General features: G+C 73.5%; 15 protein-coding genes, 1 pseudogene and 1 riboswitch. Of the genes and pseudogenes, 7 read left to right on the plus strand and 9 right to left on the minus strand.

Annotated features, from left to right (window positions below):
• Positions 1 to 44: 44 nt before the first annotated feature.
• From AB0I91_RS12945 to AB0I91_RS12955, 3 genes and pseudogenes are all read right to left on the minus strand, one after another.
• Entirely contained in the window at positions 45 to 1226 is a 1182-nt protein-coding gene (locus AB0I91_RS12945) for a S8 family peptidase (protein ID WP_498778942.1), read from the minus strand.
• A gap of 114 nt (positions 1227 to 1340) precedes the next feature.
• Positions 1341 to 2289, minus strand: a pseudogene (locus AB0I91_RS12950) (DMT family transporter).
• 162 nt (positions 2290 to 2451) lie between these two features.
• Positions 2452 to 3711 (minus strand): cytochrome P450, encoded by a 1260-nt coding sequence (locus tag AB0I91_RS12955; RefSeq protein WP_498778946.1) that lies wholly within the window; start codon positions 3709 to 3711, stop codon positions 2452 to 2454.
• 103 nt (positions 3712 to 3814) lie between these two features.
• Positions 3815 to 3927: riboswitch (cobalamin riboswitch) on the plus strand.
• A 91-nt stretch (positions 3928 to 4018) separates the two neighbouring features.
• On the opposite strand from AB0I91_RS12955, the gene AB0I91_RS12960 reads away from it, so the two are divergent.
• The 5 genes from AB0I91_RS12960 to AB0I91_RS12980 are packed head-to-tail and all read left to right on the plus strand — an operon-like array spanning position 4019 to position 9683.
• A complete protein-coding gene (locus AB0I91_RS12960; protein WP_499610322.1) occupies positions 4019 to 5320 on the plus strand; it encodes a peptidase in 1302 nt (433 codons plus the stop codon).
• Between the two features lie 37 nt (positions 5321 to 5357).
• Entirely contained in the window at positions 5358 to 6182 is an 825-nt protein-coding gene (locus tag AB0I91_RS12965) for a hypothetical protein (RefSeq protein WP_499610320.1), read from the plus strand.
• The gene (locus tag AB0I91_RS12970) at positions 6179 to 7255 is read left to right on the plus strand and encodes a CbiQ family ECF transporter T component (protein WP_498778950.1); all 1077 of its coding nucleotides are present in this window, start codon (positions 6179 to 6181) and stop codon (positions 7253 to 7255) included. The genes AB0I91_RS12965 and AB0I91_RS12970 overlap by 4 nt, the downstream gene beginning before the upstream one ends.
• On the plus strand, positions 7252 to 8853 hold the full coding sequence (locus AB0I91_RS12975; protein ID WP_499636840.1) for an ABC transporter ATP-binding protein: 1602 nt from the start codon (positions 7252 to 7254) through the stop codon (positions 8851 to 8853). The genes AB0I91_RS12970 and AB0I91_RS12975 overlap by 4 nt, the downstream gene beginning before the upstream one ends.
• Complete coding sequence (locus AB0I91_RS12980) at positions 8850 to 9683, plus strand: ECF transporter S component (RefSeq protein WP_498778952.1); 834 nt, start codon at positions 8850 to 8852, stop codon at positions 9681 to 9683. Before AB0I91_RS12975 ends, AB0I91_RS12980 begins: the two co-directional genes overlap by 4 nt.
• Here the strand turns inward: AB0I91_RS12980 and AB0I91_RS12985 are convergent.
• The 6 genes from AB0I91_RS12985 to AB0I91_RS13010 form a co-directional block, all read right to left on the minus strand.
• On the minus strand, positions 9628 to 10293 hold the full coding sequence (locus tag AB0I91_RS12985; RefSeq protein WP_498778953.1) for a hypothetical protein: 666 nt from the start codon (positions 10291 to 10293) through the stop codon (positions 9628 to 9630). The genes AB0I91_RS12980 and AB0I91_RS12985 overlap by 56 nt on opposite strands.
• A 99-nt stretch (positions 10294 to 10392) precedes the next feature.
• Positions 10393 to 10959: a hypothetical protein gene (locus AB0I91_RS12990; protein ID WP_499636842.1), complete on the minus strand. Its 567-nt coding sequence runs from the start codon at positions 10957 to 10959 to the stop codon at positions 10393 to 10395.
• Positions 10956 to 12092 carry a sugar efflux transporter gene (locus AB0I91_RS12995; protein WP_499610510.1) on the minus strand — a complete coding sequence of 379 codons (1137 nt, stop codon included), beginning with the start codon at positions 12090 to 12092 and terminating at the stop codon, positions 10956 to 10958. Before AB0I91_RS12995 ends, AB0I91_RS12990 begins: the two co-directional genes overlap by 4 nt.
• Before the next feature lie 127 nt (positions 12093 to 12219).
• Complete coding sequence (locus tag AB0I91_RS13000) at positions 12220 to 13839, minus strand: methyltransferase (RefSeq protein WP_499636844.1); 1620 nt, start codon at positions 13837 to 13839, stop codon at positions 12220 to 12222.
• 73 nt (positions 13840 to 13912) lie between these two features.
• Positions 13913 to 15289, minus strand: coding sequence for an acyl-CoA reductase (locus tag AB0I91_RS13005; RefSeq protein ID WP_499636846.1), 1377 nt, complete (start codon positions 15287 to 15289; stop codon positions 13913 to 13915).
• Positions 15286 to 16353, minus strand: coding sequence for an acyl-CoA reductase (locus AB0I91_RS13010; RefSeq protein WP_499636848.1), 1068 nt, complete (start codon positions 16351 to 16353; stop codon positions 15286 to 15288). The genes AB0I91_RS13005 and AB0I91_RS13010 overlap by 4 nt, the downstream gene beginning before the upstream one ends.
• Before the next feature lie 398 nt (positions 16354 to 16751).
• Between AB0I91_RS13010 and AB0I91_RS13015 the strand changes: the two genes are divergently transcribed.
• Complete coding sequence (locus AB0I91_RS13015) at positions 16752 to 17696, plus strand: ATP-binding cassette domain-containing protein (protein WP_499636850.1); 945 nt, start codon at positions 16752 to 16754, stop codon at positions 17694 to 17696.
• Positions 17693 to 18505, plus strand: a complete 813-nt coding sequence (locus AB0I91_RS13020) for an ABC transporter permease (RefSeq protein ID WP_499636852.1) — start codon at positions 17693 to 17695, stop codon at positions 18503 to 18505. Before AB0I91_RS13015 ends, AB0I91_RS13020 begins: the two co-directional genes overlap by 4 nt.
• The last annotated feature ends 30 nt before the right edge of the window (positions 18506 to 18535 follow it).

The raw sequence follows: 18535 nt of genomic DNA on the forward strand, positions 1-18535 counted from the left end.
GGCGCGCGGGGTGAGGGCGCGAAACCCCCGCGCGCCGGGGAGGTTCACAGGCCGTTGGTGAACAGCAGGCGGTTGACCGTGCCGCCGGTGCCGCCGCCGCTGACGACGTTCGGCGTGGCGGCGGAGTTCAGCCAGTTGTGCACGGTGGCCGAGGACTGGTCGCCGAACCGCTGCTTGTAGAGCGCGGCCACGCCGGCCACGTGCGGCGTCGCCATCGACGTGCCGCTCATCGTGCCCGAGCCGCCGGTGCGGACGGTGGAGACGATCGAGCTCCCCGGCGCGTAGAGGTCGACGCACGCGCCCGTGCTGGAGAACGACGACCGGGCGTCGGTGTTCGTGGAGGACGCCACCACGCTGGCCGTCTCCACCTTGCGCGGCAGGCGGTCGCACGAGTTGCCGCCGGTGTTGCCCGCCGAGGTGGCCAGGAAGACGCCCGCGGCGATCATGTTGCGGATCGCGGTCTCCAGGCTGGCCGACGCGGTGAAGTTCCACGACGTGTTGGCCACGGCCGGCTTCGTGTGGTTGGCGGTGACCCAGTTGATCGCGTTGAGCGCCGACGTGGTGGTCGCGCCGCCGGAGCAGTTCATCATCTTCACGCCGTGCAGCCGCACGCCCTTGGCGATGCCGTAGGTGTTCGAGCCGATGGTGCCGGCGACGTGCGTGCCGTGGCCGTGGCAGTCGGTGTTGTTGGTGTCGATGCCGTTGTAGTCGAACGTGGCCCGGCCGCCGTAGTCCGCGTGGCCCGGCGTGATGCCGGTGTCGATGATGTAGGCGTGCACGCCCGCGCCGGTGTAGTTGTAGGTGTAGCTGCTGGACAGCGGCAGGTTGCGCTGGTCGACCCGGTCGATGCCCCACGACGGCGGGTTGGCCTGGGTGGCGTCGAGCGCGTCGGTGACCAGCACGTCCTGCTCGATCGTGGTGACCGCGGGGTCGCGGCTGAGCTTGCGCAGCTGCGCCGGGGTGAGCTTGGCGGCGAAGCCGTGGAACGCCGCGTCCCAGACGTGGGTCGGCGTCACGCCCGCCGCGGCGGCCACGCCCGCGCCGCCGCGGGCCGTCGCGCCGAGGGTGACGATGTAGGAGTCCTTGATCGGGTGGACGGTCGCGGACGCCGTCGCGGTGACGATGTCGGCCTCGTGCAGGGGTTCGGCCGAGGCGGTGGTGGCGGTGAGGCCGACGGCGGTGGTCGCGACGGCCAGGACGGTGAGCGTTCGACGGAAAGGACGCACGGGTTGGCTCCTTCTGGTGAACCCGGGCGAGTGCGCCCCGACGCAGGGTTGACGGAGCGAACGGTCACTCGTCCGAGGTCCAGACCAGCAGCCTGACCAGCGCTTATGCCATGGTCAACGGAGGTCGGCCGAACGGCCGCCGCCCCCGTCACGCTCGGTGGAGATAACCGACAACTGGTAACGCCCGGTTCGCTCTCCCGGCCGCTTGGCCGGGGCCAACCGGGTCAGGGCGACACCGACCAGCACCACGGCCATCCCGGCCACGATCCGCGCCGTCAGCGGCTCGTCCAGCACGATCGAGCCCAGCGCGACGGACACGACGGGCAGCAGGTAGCCGACCGTGGCGGCGCTGGTCGGGCCTTCGTCCTCGATGATCCGGTAGTTGAGGACGAACGTGATGCCGGTGCCGAAGACGCCGAGCACCACCACGGCGACGATCGCGGTGGCGTTGGGCGTGGCCGGGGTGTGGTCGAACGGGAGCATGACGGCGGCCAGCCCGGTGGCGGCGGTGAGCTGGGCGGCGGACACCGCGATCGGGCCGCCCTGGCCGACCAGCTTGCGCCCCATGTAGGCGAACGCGACGGCGTAGCCGGCCGCCGCGCCGAGCAGGACGAGGGCGCCGACGCCGGCCAGGCCGTGCCGCTGCCAGGGCGCGAAGATCAGCAGGACGCCGGCGAAGCCCAGGACGAGCCCGGCCACCCGGACCGGCGTGACGCCGCGGTCCGGTGCCGATCGCCAGTCCGATGAGGAGCGAGAACAGCGGGGTGGTCGCGTTGAGGACGCCCGCCACGCCCGAGTCGACGGTCTGCTCGCCGATCGCGAAGAGCAGGAAAGGCAAGGCGTTGCAGAAGAACGCCGCGACCACCAGGTGGCCCCACAACCTCGCCGGGAACCTCTGCCGCCCGACCCGCGCCATGACCACCAGCACCGCCGCGCCGAGCGCGCACCGGATCACCGTGATCTGCACCGGCGACAACCCGGTCAGGGCCACCTTGATCCACAGGAACCCCGAGCCCCACAACAGGGCCAGCACACCCAACCGCAGCACACCACGTCCGGTCATGGGACCACCGTCCCCCACGACCGCCTTCAAGAAAAGTGAAACATCGTGACGCCACGTTAAGCAGAGCTACAACGTCGCGGGCACGTCCGCCGCCCGAACGGAGAACTCGGGTACCCGAACGACCGCGTCCTGCGTTCGGGACACCCGAGTTCGACGCTCAGGTCAGCGGGTGTGCACGTACAGCGACTCGACGCCGTGCACGATCGACGCGGTCCGGAACGCCGGCCGCTCGTCGGCCAGGCGCAGGTTCGGGAAGCGGCGCAGCAGGGCCGGGTAGGCGGCGCGCAGCTCCAGCCGCGCCAACTCCGCGCCGACGCACCGGTGCGCGCCGTACCCGAACGCCAGGTGCGACGACGACGAACGGCCCGCGTCGAACTCCGAGGCGCCCTCGCGGTTCGCCGCCGACAGCGACACCACGACCACGTCGCCTTCCTCGATCTGCTGGTCGCCGACCCGCAGCGCGTGCCGCGCGAACCGCGGGAACGCCACCTGCACCACGCTCAGGTGCCGCAGCAACTCCTCGACCAACGGCGCGGCCGCCGCGTCGTCGTCACGCATCGCCGAACGCGCGGCGTCGTCCTTCAGCAGCACGATCGCGCCCAACGCGAGCATCGACGCCGTGGTGTCGAACCCGCCGGTCAGCACGCCGTCGGCGAGTCCGGCCAGCTCGACGTCGCTCACGTCGTCGCCGTGCTGCCGGATGATCGAGCCGATCAGGCCGTCGCCCGGGGACCGGCGCTCGCGACGCACGATCTCCTCCATGTAGGACAGCGACTCGGAGATCGCCCCCAACGCCTGCCCCGCGCCGCTGAACACGTCGAACCGGGCCGCCGCCAGCTCCTGGAACCGGTCGCGGTCCTCGTAGGGCACGCCGAGCAGCTCGCAGATGGTCAGCGACGGGACCGGCAGCGCGAACTCCCGCACCAGGTCGACCGGCCCGTCCGCGGCCTCCATCGCGTCCAGTCGCTCGGTGACGATCGCGTCGATGCGCGGCACGAGCCGCGACAGCCTGCGCATGGTGAACTCCGGCGTGAGCAGCTTGCGCAGCCGGGTGTGGTCGGGCGGGTCGGCGAAGCCGAGGCCACCGGGCGACTGCTCCAACCGACCGACGGCGGCGCCGAGCCGCGCGTAATCGTTACTGAACGCCCCTGTGTCGGAAAGCACGTTCTTCGCCTCGTCCTGACCGGTGACCAACCACACCCGCAAGCCGAACGGCACCGGGATCCGGTGCACCGCGCCGGACTCCCGCATCCGCTCCAACTCGGGCACCGGCACCACCCCGTCCCGCTTCAGCGGAACCAGCGCGCGGTCCGGGAGCAGCGCAAACGCCCGTGAACCGATCTTGCCCAACACCCACCGCGTCGCCGAACGCCGTGCGACCCACGCCACCAAACCGTCGCGCACGGACGCCAGAGTCGTCATCGAACACCCCTCTTCCCCAGACTGGATCGCCCGACGGTAACCGTACGTAGGGGTGAGCAGCATCGCGCTAGAGGCGGATTGACACGCCAAGGTCCGTGACAGACGATCGGCAATCGCGCGCGATACGGGGGAAGCCGGTCGAAATCCGGCGCTGACCCGCAACGGTAGGTCCCACCCGGGACGAGCCCGAACACCCGTCGCGCGTGCCACGCTCCTGACACCGTCGAGGTCCACGGGTCGGAGCCCGGGGGAAGTCGGTCACGGCTGTCCGGGGTCCGCTCACGCCTTGCCCCCGGAAAGGCCGAACATGTCGTTGAGACGGACCGCCGCCGTCATCGCCACCGCCGCGGTCGCCGCGCTCGCGGCCGCTCCCGCAGCCTGGAGCCAGGAACGGGTCGCGCCCACCGCGGACGTGAGCGACGCCGCCGCCGGCTGGCTCGCCCGGCAGCTCGTCGACGGCGACCACTTCGAGAACGTCTTCGACGGTGTCGCATACCCCGACCAGGGCCTCACGCTGGACGCGGTGTTCGCGTTCACCGCGGCCGGCGTGGCGTCCGCGAGCTCGGACAAGGCCACCGCGTGGCTCGCCGAGCCCGCGATCATCGCCAACTACCTGCACTCCGGCGACCCCGCCGAGTCGTACGCGGGCGCGCACGCCAAGCTGGCGTTGGCGGCCCAGGTGCGCGGCCAGGACCCGACGGCCTTCGGCGGCGAGGACCTGATCGCCGGTCTCACCGCGCTCCAGGCGCCGTCCGGCCGGTTCCAGGACAAGTCGCAGTGGGGCGACTACTCCAACGGCTTCACCCAGGCGTTCGCGGTGCTCGCGCTGGACCGCTGGGAGGGCGCGCCGCAGGCCGCCGTCGACTACCTCGTCGGCACGCGGTGCCCGGACGGCGGGTTCCCGCTGGTGCTGGAGGCCGAGGCCTGCGAGTCGCACGTGGACGCGACCGCGATGGTCGTGCAGGCGCTGCTGGCGGTCGACCGGACCGCCGAGGCCGGCACGGCGCTCGACTGGCTGACCGGCGTGCAGCAGCCCGGCGGCGGGTTCCGCGACGCGGGCCAGGCCGGCGAGGGCAACGCCAACAGCACCGGGCTGGCCGCGCAGGCGTTGCGCGCGGGCGGTCGGACGGCCGCGGCGGACCTGGCCGCGAGGTTCCTGACGTCGTTGCAGGTCGGCTGCACGGCCGCGGAGGCGGGGCGGGGCGCGATCGCGTTCGACCAGACCGGGTTCACGCACGCCACCTCGTTGCGCGCGAGCGCACAGGGCGTGCTCGGCCTGGTGGGCGTGAACTTCGCGGACCTCAAGGCGGAAGGCGGCACGCCGGACGCTCCGGTGCTCGACTGCCCGGTCACCACCACGACGCCGACGTCGACCTCGTCGTCCACTCCGGACACCACGACGACCACCACGGACGCCACCACCACCTCGGACCCCGCTGCCACCAGCACGACGACGGCCCCCGTGGTGACCGTGGCGGGCAACCGCGGCAACCTCGCCCGCACGGGCGCGGAGGTCGGTCCGATGCTGTGGATCGGCGCGCTGCTGCTGGTGGCCGGCGTGCTCGCGGTCGTCCTGGCGCGTCGGCGGTACGCGGAGGCGCGGAAGTGACGGCACGTGATCGCGGCACGGCCGCGCTCGTGACACGATGACCGGCCGGTTGCGGCGCGGCCTGACGGCGCTGGCCGCCGTGGGGCTCGTCCTGACGTCCGCACCGCCGACCGCGTGGGCGGCCGACTGCTCGGGCGTCACGGTGGTCGTGGACTTCCGCTCCCTGGGCGGTGGCGTGCAGACGGGCTGCGCGCCGGGCGATCCCGCCTCGGGCACGGCCGCGCTGACCGCTGCCGGGTTCGGCTACACGTTCGCGTCCCGGCAGCCCGGTTTCGTGTGCCGGATCAACGGCAAGCCGAGCAGCGACCCGTGCGTGAACACGTCCCCGACCACCGCGTACTGGGGTTACTGGCACGGCCGACCCGGCGGTTCGTGGGTGTACGGCAGCACGAGCGCCGGCGCGTACGACCCCGCTCCGGGAAGCGTCGAGGGCTGGTCGTTCGGCGCGGGTGAGCCGCCGGGCATCGCACCGCCGGCCCCCGCGCCCGCGCCGCAACCGACCCAGCCCGCGCCGCAACAACCCGCGCCGGGTCAGACCGGTCAGCCCGCGCAACCCGGGCAGCCGGCGCAACCCGCGCCACCACAACCGGGTCAGCCGACGCAGCAGACCACCCAGCAGTCCGAGACGTCCGCGTCGACCACGGCCGGGACGACGACTCCGCCGCCCTCGTCGGTGACGACGTCCGGCAGCACGACGTCGGGTTCCACCGCGCCGACGGGCGAGACGTCGGTGGCCGTGGAGCCGACGGCGGGCACGTCGTCCGGCGGCACGGTCGGCCTGGTGGTCGGGATCGTGGTGATCGCCGCGTTGGCCGGTCTGGGGCTGTGGACCGCGCGCCGGCGCGCCAAGGCGACGGAGTGAGCCTGCACCCCGGCGCGTGGTGGCTCTGGGCGCTGTGCCTCGCCGCCGTGGCGGGCCGCACCACCAACCCGGTGCTGTTGGCGCTGGTGATCGCGGTCGCGGGGTACGTGGCCGTGTCCTGCCGGGAGGACACCCCGTGGGCCGGCGCCTACGGGGTGTTCCTGAAGTTCGCGTTGGTGGTGCTCGCCATCCGGGTCGTGCTGCACGTGCTGCTGGGCGGGGTGAGCGGGCCGACGGTGCTGGTGACGTTGCCGGAGATCCCGTTGCCGGAGTGGACGAAGGGCATCAGGCTGGGCGGCCCGGTCAGCGCCGAGGGGCTCGCGTTCGCGTTGTACCAAGGGCTCCAGCTGGCGACGTTGCTGTGCTGCGTCGGCGCGGCGAACGCGTTGGCCAACGCCAAGCGGCTGCTGCGGTCGTTGCCGGCCGCGTTGTACGAGGTGAGCGTGGCGGTGGTGGTGGCGTTGACGGTGGCGCCGCAGTTGGTGGCCAGCGCGCGGTCGGTGCGGCGGGCGCGGGCGTTGCGGGGTGACGTGGTGCGCGGCGTGAAGGCGATGCGGGTGCTGATGGTGCCGGTGTTGGAGGACGCGTTCGAGCGGTCGCTGGTGCTGGCCGCGGCGATGGACTCGCGCGGGTACGGCCGGACGGCGGGGCTGCCGAGGCGGACCAGGGTGGTGACCGGTGCGCTGGTGCTCGGCGGGTTGCTGGGGCTGTGCGTCGGCGCCTACGGGCTGCTCGGCGGCGGCGCGCCGGGCGTGGTCGGCACGCCGATGCTGGTGGTGGGCTCGGCGCTGGCGATCACGGGCTTGTGGACGGGGTCGCGGCGGGTGCGGCGCAGCCGGTACCGGCCGGACCGGTGGGGCCCGCGCGAGCTGGTGATCATCGGGTCGGGTCTGGTCGCGGCGCTGGCGACGTACCTCGCGCCGCAGGACCTGGGCGGCGGCGCGTTGACGCCGAGCACCGTGCCGCTGACCGTGCCCGAACTGCCGCTGCTGCCCGCGGCCGGTCTGCTGTGCGCGCTCGCGCCCGTCATCATCGCCAGGAACGTCGGCGCCAGGAGCAAGGTGAACACGTGATCCGGTTCGAGAACGTCTCCGTCACCTACCGCGACGCCGACGCGCCCGCGTTGGCCGCGGTGGACCTGCACGTGCCGGAAGGCGAGTTCTGCCTGGTGGTCGGGCGGACGGGGTCGGGCAAGTCGACGCTGCTGCGCGCGGTCAACGGCCTGGTGCCGCACTTCACCGGCGGCACGCTCACCGGCCGGGTGCTGGTGGCGGGCCGTGACACCCGCACCCACCCGCCGCGCGAACTGGCCGACGTGGTGGGCCTGGTGGCGCAGGACCCGCAGGCCGGGTTCGTCACCGATTCGGTCGAGGAGGAGCTGGCGTACTCGATGGAGTCGCTGGCGCTGTCGCAGCCGGTGATGCGCAAGCGGGTCGAGGAGACGTTGGACCTGTTGGGCCTGGCGGACCTGCGGCACCGGCCGCTGGCGACGTTGTCGGGCGGGCAGCAGCAACGCGTGGCCGTCGGGGCCGCCCTGACCGCCCACCCCCGCGTGCTGGTGCTGGACGAGCCGACCTCGGCGCTGGATCCCGGTGCGGCGGAGGACGTGCTGGCCGCGCTGCACCGGCTGGTGCACGACCTGGGCATGACCGTGCTGATCGCGGAGCACCGGTTGGAACGGGTCGCGCAGTACGCCGACCGCGTGGTGTGGCTGCCCGGCGGTGGTCTGCCGCCGGTCGCGGGCGAGCCCGGCCCGGTGCTGGCGGACGCCCCGGTCGCGCCGCCCGTGGTGCGGTTGGGCCAGCTGGCCGGGTGGGAGTCGGTGCCGGTGTCGATCCGCGACGCGCGGCGGTTGGCCGGTCCGCTGCGGGACCGCCTGCCCCGGCCGCCGGTGGCGTCACCGCCGCGGTCGGCGGAGTTGGTGCACGCGCGTGACCTGCGCGTGCGCTACTCCGCTGTGGACGCCCTGCGCGGTGTGTCGTTGCGCGTCGGCGCGGGTGAGCGGGTGGCGGTGATGGGTCGCAACGGGTCGGGGAAGTCGAGCCTGCTGTGGGCGGTGCAGGGCACGGGCAAGCGGTCCGGCGGCGAGGTCGCGGTGGACGGCGTGGACCCGGCGACGCTCAAGCCGGGTCCGCGGCGCAAGGCCATCGGCCTGGTGCCGCAGCAGCCCGGTGACCTGCTGTACCTGCACACCGTCGGCGGCGAGTGCGCGCAGGCGGACCGCGAGTCGGGCAAGGCTCAGGGCACGTGCCGCGAGTTCCTGGACCGGCTGGCGCCGGGCATCCCGGACGACCGGCACCCGCGTGACCTGTCGGAGGGGCAGCGGCTCGCCCTGGTGCTGGCCGTGGCGCTCACCCCGTCGCCGCGGGCGGTCCTGCTGGACGAGCCGACGCGTGGCTTGGACTACCCGGCGAAGACGCGGCTCGCGGCGGCGTTGCGCGAGCTCGCCGACGACGGCCACGCGGTCGTGCTGGCGACGCACGACGTGGAGTTCGTGGCGGAGTACGCGAGCCGGGTCGTGGTGCTGGCCGACGGCGAGGTGGTGGCCGACGGACCGACCGCCGAGGTGGTCACCGCGTCCCCGGTCTTCTCGCCGCAGGTGGCGAAGGTGCTCGCCCCGCTGCCGTGGCTGACGGTGGCGGACGTCCGCGCGGCCTTGGCGGCCCGGTGAACCCCCCGGTTCGGATCCGGCCACGCGCCACCCTCGCCCTGGCCGTGGCGGCGGCGATCAGCGTGGTCGCCTTCGGGTGGCCCTTGCTGGTCTCCGCGGACGCCGGCATCGCGCAGGGCGCGACGGCACCGTGGACGTTCGCCCTCCTCCTGCCGCTCGTGCTGGCCGTCGTGCTGGCCGAGATCAGCGAGGGCGGCCTGGACGCGAAGGCCGTGGCGATGCTGGGCGTGCTGTCCGCGTTGGGCGCGGCGATCCGCCCGCTCGGCGCGGGCACGGCGGGGATCGAGACGGTGTTCTTCCTGCTGATCCTCGGCGGCCGGGTGTTCGGGCCCGGGTTCGGGTTCGTGCTCGGCAACACCATGCTGTTCGCCTCCGCCCTGCTCACGGGCGGTGTGGGGCCGTGGTTGCCGTACCAGATGCTCGGCGCGGCCTGGGTGGCGTTGGGGGCGGGTCTGCTGCCGTCGGCGCGCGGCAAGGCCGAGCTCGCGCTGCTCGCCGCGTACAGCGGCATCGCGTCCCTGGTCTACGGGCTGCTGCTGAACCTGTCGTTCTGGCCCTTCGCGTTGAGCGCGGGCAGCACCACGCTGTCCTTCCAACCCGGCGCGCCGATCCTGGACAACCTGGTGCGCGTGGTGGCGTTCAGCCTGGCCACGTCCCTGGGCTGGGACGTCGGCCGCGCGGTCACCACCACGATCCTGGTGCTCGTGACCGGTCCGGTGCTGCTGCGCACGTTGCGCCGGGCCGCGCGCCGGGCGTCGTTCGGCGATCCCCGGTTCACCGGGGCAGTTGCGCCGCCACCTCCGCCAACGCGTCCAGCACCTCCGGCGTGACGTAGCCGGTCGCGATCTCGGCCTCGGCGACGGTGACCGTGGTCCGGTCGCGGTCCGAGCCGTAGTTGGCGCCGGTGAACGCCACGTCGGCGAGCCCGACCTGGGCCGCGCCCAGCGCCTTCACGTCACCGGTCCCGGGCGCGTCCATGAGGGCCTGGAACTCCTGCGCGTCGCCGCGCGAGCCGAACGCGACCCAGGCCACCGCGATCACCGCCGAGTTGCCCACGTCGTCCCCCACGGTGAACAGCACCCGGTCCATCGACGTGCACCCGGTCCTCCGCAGGAACTCCCGCACCGCGCCGAACGCCGCGTCCACGCACGCGGCCTGCTGCTTCTCCGTCCGCTTGAGCCCGTGCAGCCCCATCCGCCGCCACGCGCCGTCGGCGTCACCCCGCCGGGCGAGGTCGCCGCCCTCGGCCTTGCGCTCCTCGACGCTCGGCCCCGGACCGCCACCGCCACCGGAGCCGCCCGCGCTGAGGCCGACCGCTCCCCCGTACCCGACCGCGCTCAGCGCGATCAAGCCGGCCAGCAGCACCGACCTGCTCCGCCCGCCCCCGCCGGCGACCGGCCGGACCCGGCCGCGGTCGTCGGTGTAGAAACCCTTTGGCACCGTGACCTCCTCCCCCTGAGGAAGGTCTAGCAACGCCGAGGGCCCCGAGACCCGAATTTCGCGGAGAACCGCTCGAAGAGCGCAAACCAAACGGTCGGTTCACTGACCGTGCGTGACCCGCCACCGGTCGTAGTCCCCGGGTGTCCGCACGCCGTCGTCCAGCACCGCTCGGTAGAGGTCGAAGCTGCGGTAGTCCGGACGCGAGTGCTTGATCAGCAGGATCGCCGCCCGGGCCGCCGGCGTGATCCGGTCGGGCAGGGTGCGCACGTGCCCGAGGTCGGGCTGGCGCTCCGGCTCGTCCACGAACCAGATGTCCGCGTTCCACTCGGGCCCGGCGCCGTCCCGGTACTTCACGCCCACGTACAGCCCGTCGGGGTAGGCGTCCGGTTCGGCGTTCCAGTGGCGGTCGTCCTTGCGGAACTGCACCACGCGCACCCGCTCGTGCCGCGCGAGCCGGGCGGCGACCCCCACGACGACGTCCCGGTCCAGCGACGGGCACGCGACCGTGATGTCGATGTCGGGCACCACCATCAGGCCCAACGCGGAACTGCCCGTCCGGACCGGCTCCCCCAGCGCCGACAGCAGCAGGGGCAGCCCGAGGTCGGCCACCACGGCGTCCGCCTGCGCCTGCAAGTCGTCCTGGCGCCGCAGCAACTCGTCGATCACGTGGCCAGTATCGCCGACTTGGGACGTGCGGCGAGCAGCATCGCCAACCCCAGCACCGACATCGCCAGCCCCATGCCGTAGGCGGTGCGGTAGCCGAGGTGCTGGGCGAGGCCGAGCAACGGCCCGACGAGCATCGCGCTGGTCTTGTAGGTGTTGGTGAACAGCGTGCTGGCGTACCCGGGCCGGTCGGGCGCGAGGTCCTGGAAGTAGGAGATGCCCAGGCCCATCACCGCCGAGATGACCACGGCGTGCAGCACCTGCGCGGCCATGACCTGCCAGGTCGCCTCGGTGAGGAGCATGATCGTGTAGTACACCAGCGCGACCGCGCCGCCCCCGAGCACGAGCAGCCTGAGGTTGTGCCGCATCGCCAACGCGCCGAAGCCGAGCATCAGCGGGATCTCCAGGGCCGCGCACAGCCCGAGCACCAGGCCCGCGTCCCGGGTCGTGCCGCCCAGGCTCTCGGTCACGAACAAGGGCATCGCCGTCACGCCGAGCGATGTCGCGCACTGCAGCAGCACGAACGCCGCCGCCGCGAGCACGACCTCCCGCCGCAGCCCCGACTGCCGTGCCACCTCGGGCGACGGCGGCGCGGACGGCCCCAGCTCCGGCAGCCACACCAGGATCACGACGACGGCGACCACGTACACCGCGGCGCTGACGGCGAACAGGCCGGTGAACCCGCTGCCCGCGAGCACCAGCGCGCCCAGCGGCGGACCGCCGACCCACGCGATCGACATGGTCGTCCGCAGGCCGCTCATCACCAACGGCGCCTTGGTCGAGCCACTGCGTTCGAGCAGCTGCCGCGCGTAGGCGTACATCTGCGGGATCTGCGCGGACGCCACCGCCCACACCGTGACCGCGACGACCAGCAGCAGCCAGTAGTCCCGCAGCACGGCGAACAGCACCCACGCCAGCCCGCCCGACACCCCGGCCGCCACCAGCAGCGCGCGGCGGATCGCCCGCGAGTCGGACAACCGCCCGAGCAGCGTGCTCACCACCATCGACACCAGTGAGGCGATCAGCAGGAACGCCCCGACGGCGACCGGGCCCGCCCGGACCTCCTTGATCAGGAACAACGACAGGAACGGGCCCGCCAGCGCGTACCCGATGCCCGTCAGCAGGCTCACCGACATCAGCGGCACGAAGGGTCGGGACCTGGGTCGGACCGGGGTTTCACTCAGCGCGGGCACGGCGGCGATCCTCGTCGCCGGGGTGGGCGACGAGGAAGCCGATTTCCAGCATGCGGACCCGTGAGAGCGCTCACACCGTGGCGCGCGCGACCAGCACCGCCATGTCCAGCGGCAGTTCGCGGATGTCCTCCAGCGCGAAGCCGTTGGCGGCCAACAGCCTCCGGTGCTCCTCGGTGGTCCGCTCGCCGCCCTGCACGGTGTTGACCATCATGTGCACGTTGAACGCCAGCGGCAGCAGCGTGCGCGGGTCGTCCCGGATCGGCCGCTCCACCACGGCCAGCGTCGCGCCCTCCGGCATCGCCGCGCGCACGTTGCGCAGGATCACCGAGCACCGCTCGTCGTCCCAGTCGTGCAGGATCCGGGACAGCAGGTAGAGGTCGCCGCCCGGCGGCACGGGGTCGTGGAAGAAGTCGCCCGCGACGACCGACGCCCGTGCGCCGTGGCCGGCCAGCACGTCGGCCGCGGCGCCGACCACGTGCGGCCGGTCGAACAGCACCCCGCGCAGGCCGGGCGCGGCGGTCAGCACCAGGTCGAGCAGCCTGCCGTCGCCGCCCGCCACGTCGACCACCGTGCCGGTGGCGGGCAGGTCCAGCAGGCCGGGCACCAGTTCCAGGAAGGTCGTGCCCGCCGCCATCGCGCCCTCGAACAGCCGCGCGTCGGCCGGGTGGGCGGCGAAGTGCTCGAAGGGCTGCGCGCCGTACACGTGGCTGAACCCGCTCTCACCGGTGCGGACGGTGTGCTCCAGCCCGCTGAACGACCGGTAGAACAGGCCGCCGTAGATGCGCGCGAGGTCCCGTTGCGAGCCGGGCGCGTCGGCGCGCAGCATCGTGCCCACCTCGGTCAACGACCACTGCTCGCCGGCCCGGCGGAACACGCCCAACGCGGCGAGGAAGGCGAGCACGCGGCGGAGCTTGTCGGCACGGCAGCCGGTGCGCGCGGCCAGCTCGGCGGTGCCGAGCGGACCGTCGGCGAGCAGGTCGGCGATCCCGAGCTCGGCGACCACGGCCACCGCACGGGTGCGCCACGCGCCCGTCATCAGGTCGAGCATCGAGCGCCGCGGCTGGTCGGGCCGCCCGACGTGGCGCTCCAGCAGCGCGGTGCGCCGGCCGGGGACCCTCAGCTCCAGCCGCGCCGAGGTCGGGCCGCGGAAGTAGAGCATCGTCGCGTGCTCGTGGTCGTTGTAGCCGCCGCCGTCCGCGGTGAGGCCCGCGTCCTGCAACGTCCCGCACACCCCGCGCAGCAGCACGTCGTCGTCGCCGGTCACGCGGAACGCCACGTGCGACTCGGCCTCCCGGTCGGCCTCGGACAACGCCGATCCCCCGGGCACCACGAACAGCTCCACCTCGCGCGCGCTGCCGGCGACGGCTCCGCGCACGATCAGCAGGTCGAGATCCCGCCCGGTCCGGACGCGCAGGCGGTCGCGCACCACCACGCTCGGGCACGGCTCCCGCGCGTCCACGCCGAGCTCGGCCAGCGCCCCGACCACGTCCGACGGCTCCGCCACGGCGACGAGCACCGCGGCGTGCGCGAACTCCAAGTGGCGCAAGACGGACGCGGGTGGATCGCCGCCCAACACCGCGGCCAGCGCGTCGCCGGTGCTCCGGTCCCGCACGAAAGCCACGGTTTCCGCCAACCTGCGGAGGTCTCTCTCCCCCAGCGCGCCGGGCGCGCCGCCCACCGTCACCGACATTGCTGATCCTCCCAGAGGATGGCCGCAGCCCACCCGCGAGCGGGGCACGGCGGATTCGTCACCCCGGGCGGGGCTAAGGTCTGCCGAGCTCCGGGTGGAGCTCGACGTCGCACCAGCGCACGAGGCCGGCGATGCGCGGCTGCCCGTCGTGCCGCCACACCATGGACGGCTTGGTCATCTCGCCGGGCGCGGTCACCCGGCTCGCGCCGAGCACGGCGAGTTCGCGCGCGGTCCGCCGGAACTCCTCGCCGACCGCGCCGAGGCCGACGTTCTGGAAGTGCCCGGCGAACGGGCGCATCGCGTCGACCGCCGAGGCCACGTCCGGCACGGACACGATCCGCGCGACCCGGTTGCCCGCGCCGCTGAGCGGCCGCAGCGCGTCGTCCAGCACCACCGTCCACTCCAGACCCTCGGGCGCCCACACCTCGCTGTCGTCCGAGGTGGCCGCGCGCCACTCGGCGACGAGCCTGCGGTGCTGCAGCACGGTGGCGTCCTGGGCGTCGATCGTCCCGGGTGGGCTGTCCCGCGCCTCCCGCCGCATGGCCGCGGCCAGGTGCTCGGCGATCGCGCGGGCGTGCTCCCGCTGCACCAGGTAGACCTGCGGCGAGAGGCACGCGTGCTGGTCGAAGTCGCTGCAGTCGACGGCGATCCGGCGCGCCACCTCGGCGGCGCCGAGCCGTGCCGCGTACTCGGCGCCGACGATGCCGAACGACAGCTTGTGCCCGTGCTCCTCGTAGAGCTGGTGCGGCCCGACCTTGGCCCGGATGGCCGCGCACGCCTGGTCGCCGCCGTAGGCGATCACGGCGTCGGCCTGGCCGAGCGCCGCCTCCAGCGTGGCCTCGTCGGCGCGGTCCCAGTAGGTGGCCACGACCGCGTCGGCCAGCACCGGCTCCACGTCGTGCAGGGTGCGCAGGAACGCGGCGGTGAAGTGCGGCTCCTTGGCCGGGACCTTGGCGATCACCGAGGCCTTCACCAGCAGGGCGCGCACCAGCGACCGCGCGGGCAGGCCCGGCACGTTGCCGGAGAACACCGCCAGCACGGTGCGCGGCCCGATCGCCGTGGTGCCGCCGCGGAAGCCGTCGAGCACCTCCGGGTCGCCCAGCTCCCGGGTGAGCGCGGCCAGCAGCGAGTCGGCGCGCAGGGTGCCCAGCTCGGCGTCCAGCGCGCGGTCGATCGTCTCCTCCGACATGCCGGTGACCAGGGCCGCGTTGCGGACCGCGGCGCGACGGGCGGTGAAGTCGCGCTTGGCCCACAGGTCCGCGACCGCGTCGACGGCCTCGACGATCCGCCGCACGGGCAGCCGCCGCAGCTCCTCGTGCGCGGTCCGGAGCCCGTCGCCGACCGCGGCCCAGTCGGCGGGTCGCACGCCGCGCCACTCGTGCGGGTCCGACGTGAGGGTGAACGGCACACCGCCGGCCGTCAGCCACCCCGGCGTCCACGACACGCTCATGCCGCGCCTCCCGTCATCTCGTCCAGGGTCAGCGAGCACCCGCGGCTGCTGCCCGCGATCCGGCCCGCGATCGCCACGCCCTCCGGCCCGGCGATGCCGACGTCGCCGGTGAGCAGCACGTGCGGCCGGTCGAGCAAGGACAGGTCGGTGATCTCCAGCAGGCCGCGGCCCTCCGCGAGGTGCTCGCGCGTGCGGGGGTCGCGGACCTTGGGACCGCCCGCCGGGTGGCTGCCCTTGGGGCGTTCGCCGAGCGGACCGACCGGGGTGTCGGAGGCGTCGAAGAGCTGGTTGGCCAGCTCGGTCATGCCGAAGATGTTGCCGTGCCGCTCGATGCCGAAGACCCGGCGCACGGCCGCGTGCAGCTCGTCCACGCGCATGACCCGCGAGCGGCCCTTGAACCCGCCGCCGTCCCACATCTGCGAGCCGGGTGGCAGTTCCCAGCGCCTGCCCTGCGCCTCCAGCGCGTCGCACACGTTGACGAACGCGAAGGTGCCGCCGATGAGCACCACCGGCAGGCCTTCGGCCACCGCGGCGTCCAGGCGCCGCGCCAGCAGGTCGAAGTCCACCCCGTTCCCGCCGATCACGGCCGTGCTGAGCCGGGGGTCGCCGCACGTCCGGGCCATCCGCACCATGTCGAACGCGATCGCCATCTCCGGCGCGGCCTCCTCGGACGGCACGAACGCCAGGACCACCGGGCGCACGCCGTCGACGGGCCGCAGGTGCCGCCGGGCGTTGGCCTCGACGGCGAGCCCCTTCAGCTCCAGGCCGAGCGCGGAGTAGCGGACGGTGCCGCGGGTGCTCCCGGTCGTTCCGCTGGTGCGGAACACCCGGACCGCCGGCGCGTCCGGGAACAGGTGCGGACCTCCGTCCTTGTACGCGGTGTCGGGCACGCCGACGCCCACGCCCACCTGCTTCCAGTACCGGGCGACGTCCGGCGAGTTCGCCACGGCCAGCTCGACCAGCTGCTCGTGGAGGTCGAGCGGGTCGCCGACACCGTCCTGGACGAGCCGTGCCATCTGTTCGAAGAGCCGCGCGACGTGGGGATCGTCGTGGGCAACGGTCATCGAGGAGTCCTCCTGCGGTGAAGATCGGGCTCGGGACAGGTCAGCAGCGGACGGGCGCGTCGACAAGGTCGGTCCCCGGAACGGATCACCGCTGACCGGGGGTTTCGAGGGGCACAGGATGACCCAGCGACGGCCTGCGCAGAACCGAACGAGCGCGTTCCGCTACGGGAAGTGGAACGTCGACCGGTCCTGTCGGTGCCGGCGGGCGGAGGCGGAACGGCCCGGAACGCCTGCGAACGTCTGTGAACGCCCCGGTGCCGCCCGACCGGCGTGCCGGACCGGCGTGCGACCACCGCCGGCCGGCACGTCCGTGACATGCGTCGTGACACGCGTCTGCACGCCCGATGACATGTCCGTCCCGGACCGTCGTCCCCGGACAACAGGGAAAGGGAACGGACATGGAGTACGCATTCGAGGCGGAAGGCCTGGTCAAGCGGTACGGCAAGACGACCGCGCTGGCCGGCGTCGACCTCGCCGCGCGACCCGGGACCGTGCTGGGGGTGCTCGGGCCGAACGGCGCGGGCAAGACGACCGCCGTGCGGATCCTGGCCACGCTGCTGCGGCCGGACGGCGGACGTGCCGCCGTCGGCGGGCTGGACGTGGTGTCGGACGCGGCGCGGGTGCGCCGGCTGATCGGGTTGACCGGGCAGTACGCCTCGGTGGACGAGGACCTGACCGGTGTGCAGAACCTCGTGCTGATCGGGCAGCTGCTCAACCTTCGGACGTCGCAGGCCAAGGCGCGGGCCGCCGAGCTGCTGCGCGACTTCGAGCTCGTCGAGGCGGGCGGGCGGCCGGTCAAGACCTACTCCGGCGGCATGCGGCGGCGGCTGGACCTGGCCGCGAGCCTCGTCGGCCGACCCGACGTGATCTACCTCGACGAGCCGACCACCGGGCTCGACCCGGCCAAGCGGGACGACATCTGGAACGTGGTGCGCACGCTCGTGGCCGATGGCGCGACCGTGCTGCTGACCACGCAGTACCTAGAGGAGGCGGACCTGTTGGCCGACGAGATCTCGGTCATCGACCACGGGCGGGTGATCGCGCACGGCACGCCCGCGGCGCTCAAGCGGATCGTCGGCGGGCAGACCGTGCTGGTGCGGCCCGCGGACCCGGCCCGGCTGGCGGACGCCGCCGCGGTGCTGGCCGAGGTGTCCGGGCACCAGCCGGAGTCGACCGCGCGGGGTGTGGTGACCGTGCCGGTGGACGGCGACGCGGCGTTCACTGAGGTCGTGCGGCGGCTGGACCAGCGGCGGATCTCGGTGACGGAGCTGTCGTTGCGGCTGCCGAGCCTGGACGAGGTGTTCTTCACGTTGACCGGTGAGCACACGGAGGTGGCGGCATGACGACGGTGACGACTTCACCGGTGGCGGCTCGTCCGGCGGAGGCGCCGCGGCCGTTCGCCCTCGTGCGGCACAGCGCGGCGTTGGCCCGGCGGAGTCTGATCAAGACGATGCGGTCGCCGGAGCAGCTGCTGGACGTGACGTTGCAGCCGGTGATCTTCGTGGTGCTGTTCGTGTACCTGCTGGGCGGCGCGGTGTCCGGGTCCACGCACGAGTACCTGCAGCTGCTGCTGCCCGCGATCATGGTGCAGACGACCATGTTCGGCGGGATGGCGACCGGGGTGAACCTGAACACCGACATCGGCAAGGGCGTGTTCGACCGGTTCCGGAGCCTGCCGATCGGCCGGTCCGCGCCGTTGATCGGGTCGGTGCTGGGTGACCTGATCCGGTACGTCGTGGCGGTGGTGTCGCTGCTGGCGTTCGGCACGCTGATGGGGTTCCGGGTGGAGACCGGCGTGCTGCCCGCGCTGGCGGCGTGCCTGCTGGCGATCCTGTTCGCGTTCTCGGTGAGCTGGGCGTTCGTGCTGGTGGGGATGCTGGTGCGGACCTCGGGCGCGGTCCAGGGCATCGGGTTCCTGGTGATGTTCCCGCTGACGTTCGGCACGAGCATGATCGCGCCGGCGGAGACGTTGCCGGGGTGGTTGCGGTCGTGGGTCGAGATCAACCCGGTGACGCACGTGATGGACGCGGCGCGCGGCCTGATGGTGGGTGGCCCGGTGGCCGGTCCGGTGGCGTGGACGGTGGCCTGGTCGGCGCTGTTCGTCGCCGTGTTCGCGCCACTGGCCGTGCAGGCTTACCGCCGTCGCGCCTGACCCGCAGTCCCCGTCTCGGGCGTCCTGAGC

Source organism: Actinosynnema sp. NPDC049800 (assembly GCF_040656635.1).
Classification (GTDB): Bacteria; Actinomycetota; Actinomycetes; order Mycobacteriales; family Pseudonocardiaceae; genus Actinosynnema.

Bases quoted from the DNA above. Each gene is read 5' to 3' on its own strand.
- AB0I91_RS13010 (WP_499636848.1), bottom strand. From the start codon at position 16,353: ATGACCGTTGCCCACGACGATCCCCACGTCGCGCGGCTCTTCGAACAG.
- AB0I91_RS13005 (WP_499636846.1), bottom strand. From the start codon at position 15,289: ATGAGCGTGTCGTGGACGCCGGGGTGGCTGACGGCCGGCGGTGTGCCG.
- AB0I91_RS12960 (WP_499610322.1), top strand. From the start codon at position 4,019: ATGTCGTTGAGACGGACCGCCGCCGTCATCGCCACCGCCGCGGTCGCC.
- AB0I91_RS12955 (WP_498778946.1), bottom strand. From the start codon at position 3,711: ATGACGACTCTGGCGTCCGTGCGCGACGGTTTGGTGGCGTGGGTCGCA.
- AB0I91_RS13000 (WP_499636844.1), bottom strand. From the start codon at position 13,839: ATGTCGGTGACGGTGGGCGGCGCGCCCGGCGCGCTGGGGGAGAGAGAC.
- AB0I91_RS12965 (WP_499610320.1), top strand. From the start codon at position 5,358: ATGACCGGCCGGTTGCGGCGCGGCCTGACGGCGCTGGCCGCCGTGGGG.
- AB0I91_RS13015 (WP_499636850.1), top strand. From the start codon at position 16,752: ATGGAGTACGCATTCGAGGCGGAAGGCCTGGTCAAGCGGTACGGCAAG.
- AB0I91_RS12995 (WP_499610510.1), bottom strand. From the start codon at position 12,092: ATGTCGGTGAGCCTGCTGACGGGCATCGGGTACGCGCTGGCGGGCCCG.
- AB0I91_RS13020 (WP_499636852.1), top strand. From the start codon at position 17,693: ATGACGACGGTGACGACTTCACCGGTGGCGGCTCGTCCGGCGGAGGCG.